This is a genomic window from Stenotrophomonas sp. PS02301 (assembly GCF_029959485.1).
Classification (GTDB): Bacteria; Pseudomonadota; Gammaproteobacteria; order Xanthomonadales; family Xanthomonadaceae; genus Stenotrophomonas; species Stenotrophomonas maltophilia_Z.
In genome coordinates, this window is record NZ_JASCOO010000021.1 from 36374 (window position 1) to 50136 (window position 13763).

The window sequence follows — 13763 nt, forward strand, 5'->3', positions numbered from 1 at the left end:
CCTCAGGCGCGACGCTTGTGCTTGGCATCGTCCGAACGCAGCTGCTGGATGCGCTCGAAATACCCCGGCTCGATGCCGGTCGGGTAGACGCCGTTGAAGCACGAGGAATCGAACGACGTCAGCTCCGGATTGCCTTCGCTCACCGCCGCTTCCATGTCCTCGATGTCCTGGTAGATCAGCCAGTCGCAGCCCAGGTGCTTCTCGATTTCTTCGATGCTGCGGTTGTGCGCGACCAGTTCTTCGGCGGCCGGCATGTCGATGCCGTAGATGTTCGGGTAGCGCACCGGCGGCGCGGCACTGGCCAGGTAGACCTTGCGGGCGCCGGCGTCACGCGCCATCTGCACGATCTGCTGGCTGGTGGTGCCGCGCACGATCGAATCATCGACCAGCAGCACCACGCGGTTGCGGAACTCCAGGTGGATCGGGTTGAGCTTGCGGCGCACCGATTTCACCCGCTCACCCTGGCCCGGCATGATGAAGGTGCGGCCGATGTAGCGGTTCTTGATGAAGCCTTCGCGGTACTTCACCCCGAGCGTGTTGGAAATCTCCAGCGCGGCATCGCGCGAGGTATCCGGGATCGGGATGATGGTGTCGATGTCGTGATCCGGGCGCAGGCGCAGGATCTTCTCGCCCAGCTTGATGCCCATGCGCATGCGCGCCTTGTGCACCGACACGTTGTCGATCATCGAATCCGGGCGGGCGAAGTACACGTACTCGAAGATGCACGGGCTGTGCTCGACCGGCTCGGCGCAGACTTCGGAGAACAGCTCACCACGCGCGGTGATCACCAGGGCTTCGCCCGGGCGCACATCACGCACGCGCTGGAAGCCGAGCACGTCCAGTGCGGCCGATTCGGAGGCCACGATGTATTCGTCGCCTTCGGCGTGCGCGCGCTTGCCCAGCACCAGCGGGCGGATGCCGTGCGGATCGCGGAAGGCCACCAGGCCCAGGCCCAGCACCACGCTGATCACCGCATAGCCACCCTTGACGCGGCGGTGCACGGCGGCCACGGCGCGGATCGCCGCTTCCGGGGTCAGCTGGCGCTGCGCATCCAGTTCGAAGGCGAACACGTTCAACAGCACTTCGCTGTCCGAATCGGTGTTGACGTTGCGGCGGTCCTGCTCGAACACCTGCTGGCGCAGGGCTTCGGTATTGATCAGGTTGCCGTTGTGGGCCAGCGCGATGCCGTACGGCGAGTTCACGTAGAACGGCTGCGCCTCGTCCATGCCTTCCGAACCGGCGGTGGGATAGCGCACGTGCGCGATGCCGACGCGGCCTTCCAGCGTGGACATCCGCTTGGCATCGAACACATCGCGGACCAGGCCATTGGCCTTCTGCACGCGCAGGCGGGTGCCGTCGGCGGTGGCGATGCCGGCCGCGTCCTGGCCACGATGCTGGAGGACGGTCAGGCCGTCATACAACTGCCCGGCGACGTTCTGGTTGCCGACGATTCCGACGATGCCACACATGGTGCGAATTCTCCGCTGGGCTGCGCCCATCTACAGTGAAGGTGGCCGTGCCTGGCCGGGGGTACCGTTCCGTGCCGGAGCGGTGTCGTCCGGACGCGGGTGCGCCGGCTCGATATTGACTGGCAGTGTGGAAGCCGGCCCGCGCGCCGCAGCGTCGGCAGGTGCCGTTTCCCTCCCCTCGTCAACGGGACGCGGCCATCCGCGCCCTGCCACTACTTCGCCAAGGACGCCATTATCGCCTGTCGCGAGCGGCTTGCCCAAATCCATCGTCGGCAGTTGCGGCAGATTCACCTCCGGCAGCGCCATCTCGGGCAGCTGCGCCTGCATCCAGCGCACGCCAGGCTGCAGCAGCGGCCGCACCTGCGAGGTCTGCCAGGCCGGCTCCTGCGGCAGCGGCGTGAAGGCGGCCAGCATCAGCAGCACGCAGCCCAGGAAGGCGCCGCGGACCAGACCCAGTGCCCCGCCCAGCAGGCGGTCGGCGCCGGTCAGGCAGGTGACCTTCACGGCCGCCTTGATCAGCATGCCGATCAGGCCAACGGCGATCATGACGATCAGGAACACCCCCAGGTAGCCGGCAACGTAATGGCCGGTGCCCGGTTCCAGCGGCGCCGCCCACCAGTGGGCCGCGTCATTGCCGAACAGGAACGCGGCCCAGCCGGCCAGCAGCCAGGACAGCGTGCTGACCACGATGCCGACAAAGCCGCGCATCAGGCCAAGCAGGACGGAGGCCCCGATCAGGACCAGCAGGACGATGTCGATCATGCCGGCAGGCCGCGCGGTTGGCGCCGTCCAGCGGGTGCGGGGCGGCGCAGAACAGGCATCAGGGGTGCGGGCGGACCATGCCGGCCACGCCGACCTTGGCGGCCACCTGGGCCTTGAGGTTCTCGGCATCGGCGCGGTTGGCGACCGGCCCGACGCGGACCCGGCTGAGGGTGCCCTTGTCGGTCCGGACCTGCTCAACGAAGGCGCTGAAGCCGGCGGCGCGGACTTTGTCGCGCAGCGCATTGGCCTCGGCCGCCTGGCCGAAGGCACCGAGCTGCACGGCGAAACCAACGCTGCTGGCGGCCGGGGCAGCCGGTGCCGCCGGTGCCGCGACGGCAGTCTCGGGCTTCGGCGCCGGGGCCGGCTTGGGCTCGGGCTTGGGCGCGGCCGGCTTCGGTTCCGGCTTGGCGGCCGCGACCGGCTCGGCCGGCAGGGATTCGGTTTTCACGGTAGTGCCCGCCGGCGCGGCGGCAACGCTGGAGGCAGGCGGAGCCGCCGCCGGGGCCGGTGTGGTGGCGGCCGGCGTGGCGGCAACCGCGGTATCGGCGCGGGCATCCAGGGTGATGACCTCGGCCTTGACGTCATTGCGCACCTTCACCGCCTGCAGGCGGCCGGCTTCAGCCAGCGCGCGATCGGCGTAGGGGCCCACGCGCACGCGCCAGGCCTGGCGGCCATTGATCGTGGCCGGCTCGCGGAAGCCGGCCAGCTGGGCGCTCTTCAGCGAGGCGATGACGCGGTCGGCATCGGCTTCGGTGGCGTAGGCGCCAAAGCTCACCGCGTAGTTGCCGGCGGCCACGGCCGGCGAGGTGTCCGCCGGCGCCGGAGCGGGGGCGACCGCAGCGCTGTCGGCCAGCGGCTGGGTGGTGGATGCCCCGCTCTGCAGGCCGGTGGCGCCACCGGTGGGTGCGACCAGCGGCAGCTCGCGGGTTTCGAACTGGCCATCCGACGGCGCGGCCGGTGCACTGATCGGCACGTTGGCGACACCACTGTCAGGAGCGGGACCCTTGACCAGCATGGGCAGGAAAATCACGGCCAACGCCACCAGGACGATGGCACCAATCAGTCGCTGTTTCAGAGGAGTATCCACGTGAAGGCAGGCAGGCGGCGCGGCGGAATGCCACGGCGATTATACGGGTGCGCGCGTGTGCGGCGGCTGATGCGGCTGAACGGCGCTGCAAAGCAGCCTCAGGCGCCGGGATCGAGGGTCTGCAGCGCCTGCGCGGCGGTGTGGAAGGAACCGAACACCAGCACGCGATCGCCGGCCTTGGCCTGCGTCACGGCATGCTGCAGGGCGTCCACGACGGTGGCGTGCGGCGTAGCACCGGCCGCAGCCGTGCCGGCCAGGCGGTCCCGCAGTTCCTCGGCGCTCTGCGAACGTGCCCCCTCCAGCCCGGCCAGATGCCACTGCTGGACCTGATCGGCCAAGGCCTCGACCACCCCGGCGGCATCCTTGTCCTGCAGGGCGGCAAACACCGCGATGGTGTCGCCGGTGACGCGACTGGCCTTCAATGCGGTGGCCAGTTCGCGTGCAGCCTGCGGGTTGTGGCCGACATCGACCAGCACCTCCACGCCGTCACGATCGAAGGCCTGCAGACGGCCACGGATACGCGCGGCGGCGACGCCTTCGATGAAGGCGGTGCGCGGCAGCGGACGATCCAGCGCACGCAGCGCGGCGATCGCCGTCGCGGCATTGGCCCGCTGGATGGGCCCGCGCAGCGTCGGATGCGGCAGTTCGATACGGAAGCCGACATCGCGCCAGCGCCAGCGCTCGCCATCGATGGCATCGGCGAAGAAATCGCTGCCGCCACGGATGGCGTTGGCACCCACCAGATAGGCACGCGCGAGCACACTCGAGGGCGGATCGATTTCACCGAGGATCACCGGCTTCCAGCCTCGGATGATGCCGGCCTTCTCGGTCCCGATCGCTTCACGGTCCTCGCCCAGCCAGTCGCTGTGGTCGATATCGACGGTGGTGATCACCGCCACGTCGCCATCGACGATGTTGACCGCATCCAGACGCCCGCCAAGGCCGACTTCAAGCACGGCCAGATCCAGGCCCGCCTGCGCGAACAGCTGCAGGGCGGCCAACGTGCCGTACTCGAAGTAGGTCAGCGTGGTATCGCCACGCGCGTCCTCAATGGCGTTGAAGGCCGCCATCAGAGCGTCATCGGTGGCGTCCTGGCCATCGATGCGCACGCGCTCGTTGTAGCGCAGCAGGTGCGGCGAGGTGTACGCACCGACCTTCCAGCCGGCGGCACGTGCGATGGCCTCGATGAAGGCCACGGTGGAGCCTTTGCCGTTGGTGCCACCGACCACGATGCTGCGCTCGGCCGGCGCGCCCAGCCCCATCGCCTGCGCCACGGTACGCACCCGGTCCAGCCCCATGTCGATGGTGGCCGGGTGCTGCTGCTCGATGTAGCTGAGCCAATCGGAGAGGGTCTGCGGGCGGGCGGTGGTGGTCATGGTCGTTGGATCGGAATCGTTGGGGCGGACGGCAGGATGGGACGCAGTGCGTTACAGCGCGCGGTGCTTGGCTTCGCCGAAGAACGGGGTGTGGTGCGCACAGTCGTTGAGGCGGACCACTTCCAGCTGATCGAGGTCGGGGCCTTCGAGCAGGTTGAGGGTGGTCGGTGCCTGGCGGAAGGCCCACAGGCGCGAGATCGGCAGGCCGAGGATGCGGCACAGGATCACGCGGTTGACGGCGTCATGGGCGACCACCAGCAGGGTGTCGTGCTCGCCCAGGCCTTCAGCGGCACGGGCCAGGCCACGCCAGCTGCGCTCGAGCACCAGGCGCAGCGATTCGCCGCCGGGCATCAGCACGGTGTCCGGTTCTTCGCGCCAGGCGCGCAGGCGGGAGGGATCCTTGTCGTGGATTTCGCTGGCCAGCAGGCCTTCCCATTCGCCGTGGGCGATTTCCTGCAGGTCCGGCTCGGTCTGCAGCATCGGAGCGCGTTCGGCACCGAGTGCGAGCTGGGCGGTGAGCTGGGCGCGCGAGAGCGGTGAGGCAACGGCGCGGGTGATGTCGACGGACTTCAGACGTTCCCCCAGTGCCTTGGCCTGGGCTTCGCCGATCGGCGACAACGGGATATCGATCTGGCCTTGGTAGCGGCCTTCGGCATTCCACGGCGTTTCGCCGTGACGGGCAAGCAGGATGCGCATGCGGACAAGGGGTCCTTGGGGGAGGAGGTTCCGGCGCTTCGTTCACATCCTGTGAAACCACGCCGAACAGGGATCATACCCGGTCGCGGCGGTGAAGCTGTGTGGCGCTTTGCGCTTCGTTGTTTGCGTGCTTGCTGACTTGCTGACTTACGGAAGGATGGCTCGTACAGCCCGGCGCCTGACTGGCCCGCGCAGGCTGAGGCCGGGCAGCCTCTGGCAGGACGCGCCGTGTCTCGCCCAGCCCTGCCTGGCGCGCTCCCGCAGGGGAAAGCAAGACGCCACGCGTTTGACTGTCATTCGCACATGAAAAAACCCCGCAGATGTCGCTGCGGGGTTCTGGAAACCGACGGGTCGGCTTACTTGCTGAGGTTCAGTTCTTTCAGCAGCTGCGGCGCCGGCGCCACTTCCTGCATGATCCACTGCATGTAACGGCTGTCGACCGCGATCATGCGGGTCATCACCGGATCGAACACCCAGTTCGAGCTCACCGACTCCCAGTTGCCATCGAACGCCAGGCCGACCAGCTTGCCGTTGGCATCCAGCACCGGCGAACCGGAATTGCCGCCGGTGATGTCCAGGTTGGACAGGAAGTTCACCGGCACCGAGCCGATGCGCTTGTCTTCCAGGCCGCCGTAACGCTTGGCCTTGACCGCCTCCAGCAGCGCCTTGGGCGAATCGAACGGGTCTTCGCCGGTTTCCTTCGCGGCCACGCCTTCCAGGGTGGTGAACGGGGTGTAGTTCACGCCGTCCTTGCCGTAGCCCATGACGTTGCCAAAGGTGATGCGCAGCGACAGGTTGGCGTCCGGATAGACGAACTCGCCCTTGCTCTTCTTGTAGTCGGCCACGGCCTGCAGATACAGCGGGCGCGACACCAGCGACTCGCCTTCGCGGGTCTTCTTCTGCTCTTCCTGCTTCAGCAGCGCCGGCATCACCGCCACCGCGTACTGGATCGCCGGATCGGTGCTGGCCTCGAAGGCGGCGCGGTCGGCCTTGAACCACGTCAGGCGCTCATCCAGGCTGCCCAGCTTGGTGGCCGAGAGCTTGCCGACCAGACCCTGCACGGCCGCCGCATCGCTGCCTGCCAGCCACTGGTTGAGCACCTCGTTGGTGCGCTGCGCGGCCGGCAGGGCCACGTACTGGCTCAGCCAGTAGGTCTGCAGCTGCTGGTCCATGCGCGGCACGTAACGGCGGTCCATCTGCTTCAGGCCGCCTTCGATGGAGGGCAGATCGCGCTCCTGATAGCCGACCTCACGCTCGGCATCGGCCTTGCTGCGCTCGATCGAGAGGCGGTACAGGGTGATTGCCGAGCCCACTGCGGACGTACTGTTGAACTGGCTGACGAACAGGTCGCGCTCACGCGTGGCCTTGCTGGTGTCCAGGTGCTGGATCAGCTGCGCATGCGCAGCCAGGGCCGGTTTGCCGGCGGCGCCACGCTTCTTCAGCCAGGCCAGCACGGCGGCTTCTTCGGCCTGCTTCTGGCCGGCCGCGTCGATGCGCTTGAAGCCTTCCAGCTGGCCGGCGTAGTTCTTGGCCACGTTGTTCATGCTGGCCGCGGTCGCCGCGTACTTCACCTTGACGTCCGGGTCGGCCTTGCCGGCCTCGTCGATCATCTTCAGCACCGCGTTGTAGTGGCGCGCGATGGTCGGGTAGGTCCAGCTGGCGGTTTCATTGAACTCGCCGGCCAGCGCGTAGCGGTTGGTGCGGCCCGGGTAACCGGCCACCATCACGAAGTCGTCGGCGCCCAGCGGCTGGTCGGCGAACTTCAGGAAGTGCTTGGGCTGGTAAGGCACGTTGTCGGCCGAGAAGGCGGCCGGCTTGCCGTCCTTGCCCACGTAGGCGCGGTAGAACGAGAAATCACCGGTGTGGCGCGGCCACATCCAGTTGTCGATGTCGCCGCCGAACTTGCCGACGCTGCCCGGAGGCGCGTAGACCAGGCGCACGTCCTTGATTTCCATGTTGCGGAACAGGCGGTAGGTGTTGCCGCCGGAGAAGCTGTACAGGCGGCAGCGGAAGCCGGCATCGGCTTCACAGGCGGCGGTCTGGGCCTTGTCGAAGGCGTCCAGCGCGCGGGTACGGGCCAGCGGGTTCTTGCCGGCGGCGGCGATCGCGGCCTTGGCCTGGTCGGTGACGTCGGTGATCTGGTCCAGCACGAACACGCGGGCGTTCGGGCCGGCGCTCAACTCGTCCTTCAGGGTCGGCGCGTTGAAGCCGTCCTTGATCAGGTTCTTTTCAGCCGTCGAATTCAGCTGGATCGCACCGTAGGCACAGTGATGGTTGGTGACCACCAGGCCCTGCGGGGAGACGAAGCTGGCGGTGCAGCCGCCCAGCGCCACCACCGCGCCCATCGGGTCGCCGGTCAGGTTGGAGATCTGCTCCGCGGACAGCTTCAGGCCCGCCTGCTTGAGCGGGCCGGCGATTTCCGGCAGCTGCTGCGGCACCCACATGCCTTCAGCGGCATGGGCGACCTGGACCAGCCCAAGGCTGGCGACGACGGAGAAGGCAAGCAGGTTCGAGCGCATTGAGCAGCCCCTGGTGAAAGAACCGCCGAGTGTAGCCCAGCCCCTGCCACGGCCCGATCCCCGGAAGTCATGGGCCAGGCCAGGCCGCCGTCCGCCGGGCATGGCCCGGCGAGCGCAGCGGCGCCGTTCGAAACGCCCATGCACCCCCGCCTTTCGCTCCGCCAACGCACCCGCAGCGCAACATGGGAATTCCGCGCAGCCCTCTATAATCCGCGTTTTCCCCCAGACGAGTTCCACCCCGATGGCGCAGCAAACAATGAAGGCCCTGGTCAAACGCGAAGCCGCCAAGGGCATCTGGCTGGAAGACGTTCCGGTCCCCACCCCCGGCCCGAACCAGGTCCTGATCAAGCTGGAAAAAACCGCCATCTGCGGTACCGACCTGCACATCTACCTGTGGGACGAGTGGAGCCAGCGTACGATCAAGCCGGGCCTGACCATCGGCCACGAGTTCGTCGGCCGCATCGCCGAGATCGGCCCGGGCGTGACCGGCTATGAGATCGGCCAGCGCGTCTCGGCCGAAGGCCATATCGTCTGCGGCCATTGCCGCAATTGCCGCGGCGGCCGCCAGCACCTGTGCCCGAACACCGTGGGCATCGGCGTCAACGTCAACGGCGCCTTCGCCGAATACATGGTGATGCCGGCCAGCAACCTGTGGCCGATCCCGGATCAGATCCCCTCCGAGCTGGCTGCGTTCTTCGATCCGTACGGCAACGCCGCGCACTGCGCGCTGGAGTTCAACGTGATCGGCGAGGACGTGCTGATCACCGGTGCCGGCCCGATCGGCATCATCGCCGCCGGCATCTGCAAGCACATCGGTGCGCGGAACGTGGTGGTCACCGACGTCAATGATTTCCGCCTGAAGCTGGCCGCCGACATGGGCGCCACCCGCGTGGTGAACGTCTCCAACACCTCGCTCAAGGACGTGATGAAGGAGCTGCACATGGAGGGCTTCGACGTGGGCCTGGAAATGAGCGGCAACCCGCGCGCGTTCAACGACATGCTCGACTGCATGTACCACGGCGGCAAGATCGCCATGCTCGGCATCATGCCCAAGGGTGCCGGCTGCGACTGGGACAAGATCATCTTCAAGGGCCTGACCGTGCAGGGCATCTACGGCCGCAAGATGTACGAGACCTGGTACAAGATGACCCAGCTGGTGCTGTCCGGCTTCCCGCTGGGGAAGGTGATGACCCACCAGCTGCCGATCGATGATTTCCAGAAGGGCTTCGACCTGATGGAACAGGGCAAGGCTGGCAAGGTGGTCTTGAGCTGGAATTGATCACCTGTGCCTTCGGCACAGATGATCCATTGTCCATTCCACCTTGATTCCCGCGCCGTTGGCGCGCCCCGTTGAACAACAAGGGGGCTGTTCTCCAGCAAGGGTCCGGTGTGAGGCCAACATTGAAAAGGCGCCCATCCGGGCGCCTTTTCTGGTTCACGAGGTTGCCGGCGGTGTCGGGCGCCGGCCAGTGGCGGGCTACTTGCCAACGGCGACCGTGAACACCACGCGGTTGTCAGCCAGCTTGCCGTTGTTGTCGCGACCGGCGCCATCGGTGCCGTGGTACCCCAGGCCCAGGTTGAACAGGCCGAACTGGCGGCTCACGCCGACGTTGAAGTCGGTGTAGTCCTTGCCAAAATCGGTCTCGAGCGAGGTGCGGCCCACGTTCGCGCTCAGGGTGAAATCATTGGGCAGACCCCACTCGCCGCCCACCGCGTAGTACCAGCTCTTGGTATCGGACCCGGACAGATCATCGGTGTAGGCCACCGTCAGCTTGTACTGCTCGGCGAAGGTGGTGGTGGTGATCAACTCGTTGTAGTTCAGCTCGCTGGCGCCCGGATAGGTGTAGCGGTTGAGCAGCACGTCGAAATTGACGCCGTCGGTGACATCCACCCCGTAGCCGATCAGGTAGTCGATCTCGGTGCTTGGGTCGCCCGGCCCGAAGTCCACGCCCGAGCCCCACACGCCCGCATACAGGCCTACCGGCGAGGTATAGGTGAAGCCGGCCTGCAGTGTCGGATCCTCATCGGTCTGGGACACACCACGGAACACGTAGTCCGACACCGCGGTGACGTTCCAGCTGAACGGCGATTCGGCCTCGTCCTGGGCGCTGGCGGCAAACGGGGCAAGCAGGGCGGCGCAGAGCACAACGGCGGCGGTACAGCGCGTGGCGTGGTTCATGCGGGGTCTCTCCAGACGTGGGTGGGGTGGGCGGAACGGCGCGGTTTACAGTTTTTTAACCTGATTGATATTGCGATGCAACAATCACGTCTGCAACCGTCCCCCGGCCTGCCCCGCCCTTCCACCGCCGGCGGCAACCCCGCCGTCGCCCCCGACAGGTAAAATCCCGGGTTTCCCGTGCCGAAGACTGCCTGCCATGACCGACGCCACCACCGCCTCGCTGACCCAGCACTACGTTGAAGAACTGGAGGCGATCCGCGCCCAGGGCCTGTTCAAGTCCGAACGCATCATCACCAGCCCGCAGTCGGCCGAGATCACCTTGGACGACGGCCGTACGGTGCTGAACTTCTGCGCCAACAACTACCTGGGCCTGGCCGACCATCCGGACCTGATCCAGGCCGCCAAGGACGCGCTGGATACCCATGGCTTCGGCATGGCCTCGGTGCGCTTCATCTGCGGCACCCAGGACCTGCACAAGCAGCTGGAAACGCAGATCGCCGATTTCTTCGGCAAGCAGGACACCATCCTGTACGCGGCCTGCTTCGATGCCAACGGTGGCCTGTTCGAGCCGCTGCTGGGCGAGCACGACGCGATCATTTCCGACGCGCTCAACCATGCCTCGATCATCGATGGCGTGCGCCTGTGCAAGGCCAAGCGGTTCCGCTACGCCAACTGCGACATGGCCGATCTGGAAGCCCAGCTGCAGGCCGCCGATGCGGCCGGCTGCAAGACCAAGCTGATCACCACCGATGGCGTGTTCTCGATGGACGGCTTCATCGCCCCGCTGGATGAGATCACCGCGCTGGCCAAGAAGTACAACGCGCTGGTGCACATCGACGAATGCCATGCCACCGGCTTCCTCGGCGCGACCGGCCGCGGCTCGGCCGAGGTCAAGGGCGTGCTGGAAAAGATCGACATCATCACCGGCACCCTGGGCAAGGCCATGGGCGGTGCGCTGGGCGGCTTCACCTGCGCCAGCGCCGAAGTGATCGAACTGCTGCGCCAGCGCTCGCGCCCGTACCTGTTCTCCAACTCGCTGCCGCCGCACGTGGTCGCCGCCGGCATCAAGGCCTTCCAGATGCTGGCCGCCGCCGATGACCTGCGCGATACCCTGGCGCAGAACACTGCCTACTTCCGCGAGAAGATGACCACTGCCGGTTTCGATGTGAAGCCGGGCGTGCACCCGATCAGCCCGGTGATGCTGTACGACGCGCCGCTGGCGCAGAAGTTCGCCGAGCGCCTGCTCGAAGAAGGGATCTACGCGATCGGCTTCTTCTTCCCGGTGGTGCCCAAGGGGCAGGCCCGCATCCGCACCCAGATCAGCGCCGCGCACACGCGTGCGCACCTGGACCGTGCCATCGATGCCTTCACCCGGATCGGCCTGGAGCTGGGCGTGATCAAGGGGTGACCGGACGACGGCGCCCTGCGCGCCGTCCCCACAGAACGCCGGGCAGTGCCCGGCGTTTTTTTATTTTTTCTTTTTCTTCTTGTCCTGGGCCTGTTCCTTGCTGGCCACCACCACCGGTGCGGCGACGGGCCCATCCTGGCCGTTGCCCTTGGCGACGCGGATGCCGTTGGCCTTCATCCACGCATCGAACTCGTCGGCGCTCATGCGCTTGTCGCCATCGCTCATCAGGAAGCGGTAGCTGCCGCGGCCATCCAGCTCGGGGATCTTGATCTCCACCACCTTGTCGGTCACCGGCGGATCCTGTTTGGCAATCTGCTTGTGGCCGCCACAGGCGGTCAGCAGCGCGGCCGGCAACAACAGGCAGGCGCCGCGGAACAGGGAACGGTTGAGGGTACTGACGTGCATGGTCTTACTCCCGGTATTGAACGGAACATCCCTTCGAAGGCCATCCATTGCCCGGGTCGAATGGCCTGCCACATGCCGGCAGGCCACGAGGTCACGGTGTGGCCGCGGCGCTGTCGGCCACGGCGTAAAGCAGCTCCAGATCGTGTGGGCTGAGCTCGCGCCAGGCGCCCTTGCCCAGCTCGCCCAGCGGCAGCTGGCCGATCGCCACGCGCACCAGGCGCAGCACGTTGATGTCGAACGCGGCGAGCAGGCGGCGGATGTGCCGGTTGCGGCCTTCCTCCAGCACCACTTCCAGCCAGGCGGTCTTGTCGCCACTGCGCAGCAGCGTGGCGCGTCGCGCGCGCAGCAGTTCGCCCTCATCCTCGATGCCCGTACACAACGCCTGCAGCTGCGCGGCATCGGGGATGGCATCGATCTGGACGTGATAGGTCTTGTCCGGGCCGGTGGCCGGATCGGTCAGGCGCGCGGCCCACTGCGGATCATTGCTGAAGAGCAGCAGGCCTTCGCTGGCCTTGTCCAGGCGCCCGACCGGCGCGATCCACGGCAGGCTGGCAGCATCGAAGCAGCGATAAACGGTGTCGCGGCCGCGCTCGTCCTGCGCGGTCGTGACCAGGCCGCGCGGCTTGTTGAGCATCAGGTGCACGCGCTTGGGCGCATCCAGCGGCTGACCATCGACGCGCACGTGATGGCGCCCGTCGATGATCGGAAATTCGGGGTTGTTGATGACACGGCCGTCGACCGTCACCCGGCCATCGGCGATCCAGCGTGCGGCTTCGGTCCGCGAGCACAGCCCGGCCTTGGACAGCACGCGCGCCAGGCCATGGCGCGGTGCGCCCGCAGGGGTGCTGGAGGCGGCGTTGCGGGCAGCTGTTGCAGGGCTCGCACGCCGCTCGGGGCGGCGTGGTCGGGACGCGTTCGCGGCGGGTGGCCGGCGTGTCGTCATCGTGCTCCGCTCAGGCGGCTTACTTCTTGTCCGCCGGCTTGGTCTCAGCCGGTGCTTCGCTGGCGGCGGCCGGCACGGCAGCCGGTACCGGGCGCGCCTTGACCACGCGCACACCGCGCGCTTTCATCCAGGCGTCGAATTCTTCGGCGGTCATGCGCTTGCCGTTCTGGCTCATGTCAAAGCGCCACGGCGTGTTGTCGAACTCGGTCTGCGGCTTGTAGGCCGCCGGATCGTTCGGGTTGATCACCGGTGCGCTGGGAATCGCCTTGGCGATGTTCTGGCAGCCGTCGATGCGCAGGCGCTGCAGCACGCTGTCCAGCGACTGCTCGCGGTCGTAGCTGGAGGTCAGCACGCCGGCGGGCATGCCCAACTGGACGTTGCGGATGTACAGCTCTTCGGCAACCGGTGCGATCGCGGTGGCCGGCAGCGGCAGCGGCGATGCGCTGGCAGGTGCCGAACAGTCCACGGCAGCGTGGGCGGCGGGAACCAGGGCCAGGCCAAGCGCGGCGGCCAGTGCAAAACGCTGCATGGGATGCATCCAGGAAGGGGTCGACGCGGCGAGTTTAACAGCGCCACAACGTCTTTCAAGCGCCACTTTCAATGAATACGGCAACTTATTGGATTTATTGTCGATTTCCAGGATTCGACCCGACTGGATGCGTGACAAGGCGCTTCTCCATCGGCGAGGGCACTTCTTGAAGCGAACGGCGAACTTTTTGACTCTCGGCGGCCAGTGCGTCGAGCGCTGGGCCAAGCCCGTTGGCGCCGCAACGAAAGGCTGGGTTTTAGTGGACTTACAGCACGCCGAGCCTCGTAGCGGCCGGTAGGCCCCTGGGCAAAATCAAGGAGGAGGCCGTCGCCGCAAGGCGGCGGGCCGGGGGCATTTGCCAAGGGGCCGACCGCGGTCTCTTATACACAA

The 13763-nt window shown here is 67.1% G+C and carries 12 protein-coding genes; 2 read left to right on the plus strand and 10 right to left on the minus strand.

The features are described 5' to 3' along the window. Positions 1–2: 2 nt before the first annotated feature. The 6 genes from purF to QMX81_RS08125 form a co-directional block, all read right to left on the minus strand. The gene (gene purF / locus QMX81_RS08100) at positions 3–1469 is read right to left on the minus strand and encodes an amidophosphoribosyltransferase (protein ID WP_121042944.1); all 1467 of its coding nucleotides are present in this window, start codon (positions 1467–1469) and stop codon (positions 3–5) included. 30 nt (positions 1470–1499) lie between these two features. Beyond that, the gene (locus QMX81_RS08105) at positions 1500–2231 is read right to left on the minus strand and encodes a CvpA family protein (protein WP_121042942.1); all 732 of its coding nucleotides are present in this window, start codon (positions 2229–2231) and stop codon (positions 1500–1502) included. A gap of 58 nt (positions 2232–2289) precedes the next feature. Beyond that, a complete protein-coding gene (locus tag QMX81_RS08110) occupies positions 2290–3318 on the minus strand; it encodes an SPOR domain-containing protein (RefSeq protein ID WP_282260398.1) in 1029 nt (342 codons plus the stop codon). A 98-nt stretch (positions 3319–3416) separates the two neighbouring features. Continuing rightward, entirely contained in the window at positions 3417–4694 is a 1278-nt protein-coding gene (folC, locus tag QMX81_RS08115; protein ID WP_282260400.1) for a bifunctional tetrahydrofolate synthase/dihydrofolate synthase, read from the minus strand. 51 nt (positions 4695–4745) lie between these two features. Next, on the minus strand, positions 4746–5390 hold the full coding sequence (locus QMX81_RS08120; RefSeq protein WP_282260402.1) for a histidine phosphatase family protein: 645 nt from the start codon (positions 5388–5390) through the stop codon (positions 4746–4748). A gap of 356 nt (positions 5391–5746) precedes the next feature. Then, positions 5747–7909, minus strand: coding sequence for a S46 family peptidase (locus QMX81_RS08125; protein ID WP_282260404.1), 2163 nt, complete (start codon positions 7907–7909; stop codon positions 5747–5749). A gap of 256 nt (positions 7910–8165) precedes the next feature. On the opposite strand from QMX81_RS08125, the gene tdh reads away from it, so the two are divergent. Further along, entirely contained in the window at positions 8166–9188 is a 1023-nt protein-coding gene (gene tdh / locus QMX81_RS08130) for an L-threonine 3-dehydrogenase (protein ID WP_121042931.1), read from the plus strand. A 198-nt stretch (positions 9189–9386) separates the two neighbouring features. Here the strand turns inward: tdh and QMX81_RS08135 are convergent, their stop codons facing one another. Then, positions 9387–10088 (minus strand): TorF family putative porin, encoded by a 702-nt coding sequence (locus QMX81_RS08135; RefSeq protein WP_282260406.1) that lies wholly within the window; start codon positions 10086–10088, stop codon positions 9387–9389. A gap of 196 nt (positions 10089–10284) precedes the next feature. Between QMX81_RS08135 and kbl the strand changes: the two genes are divergently transcribed. Continuing rightward, positions 10285–11496, plus strand: coding sequence for a glycine C-acetyltransferase (gene kbl, locus QMX81_RS08140; RefSeq protein WP_121042927.1), 1212 nt, complete (start codon positions 10285–10287; stop codon positions 11494–11496). 60 nt (positions 11497–11556) lie between these two features. Here kbl and QMX81_RS08145 read toward each other — a convergent pair whose 3' ends face one another. The 3 genes from QMX81_RS08145 to QMX81_RS08155 all read right to left on the minus strand — a co-directional run bounded on the left by QMX81_RS08145 (position 11557) and on the right by QMX81_RS08155 (position 13373). Then, positions 11557–11901, minus strand: a complete 345-nt coding sequence (locus QMX81_RS08145) for a hypothetical protein (RefSeq protein ID WP_121042925.1) — start codon at positions 11899–11901, stop codon at positions 11557–11559. Between the two features lie 91 nt (positions 11902–11992). Continuing rightward, complete coding sequence (locus QMX81_RS08150) at positions 11993–12844, minus strand: pseudouridine synthase (protein WP_282260410.1); 852 nt, start codon at positions 12842–12844, stop codon at positions 11993–11995. Positions 12845–12863: 19 nt separating this feature from the next. Next, on the minus strand, positions 12864–13373 hold the full coding sequence (locus tag QMX81_RS08155) for a hypothetical protein (protein WP_282260412.1): 510 nt from the start codon (positions 13371–13373) through the stop codon (positions 12864–12866). Positions 13374–13763: the final 390 nt, after the last annotated feature.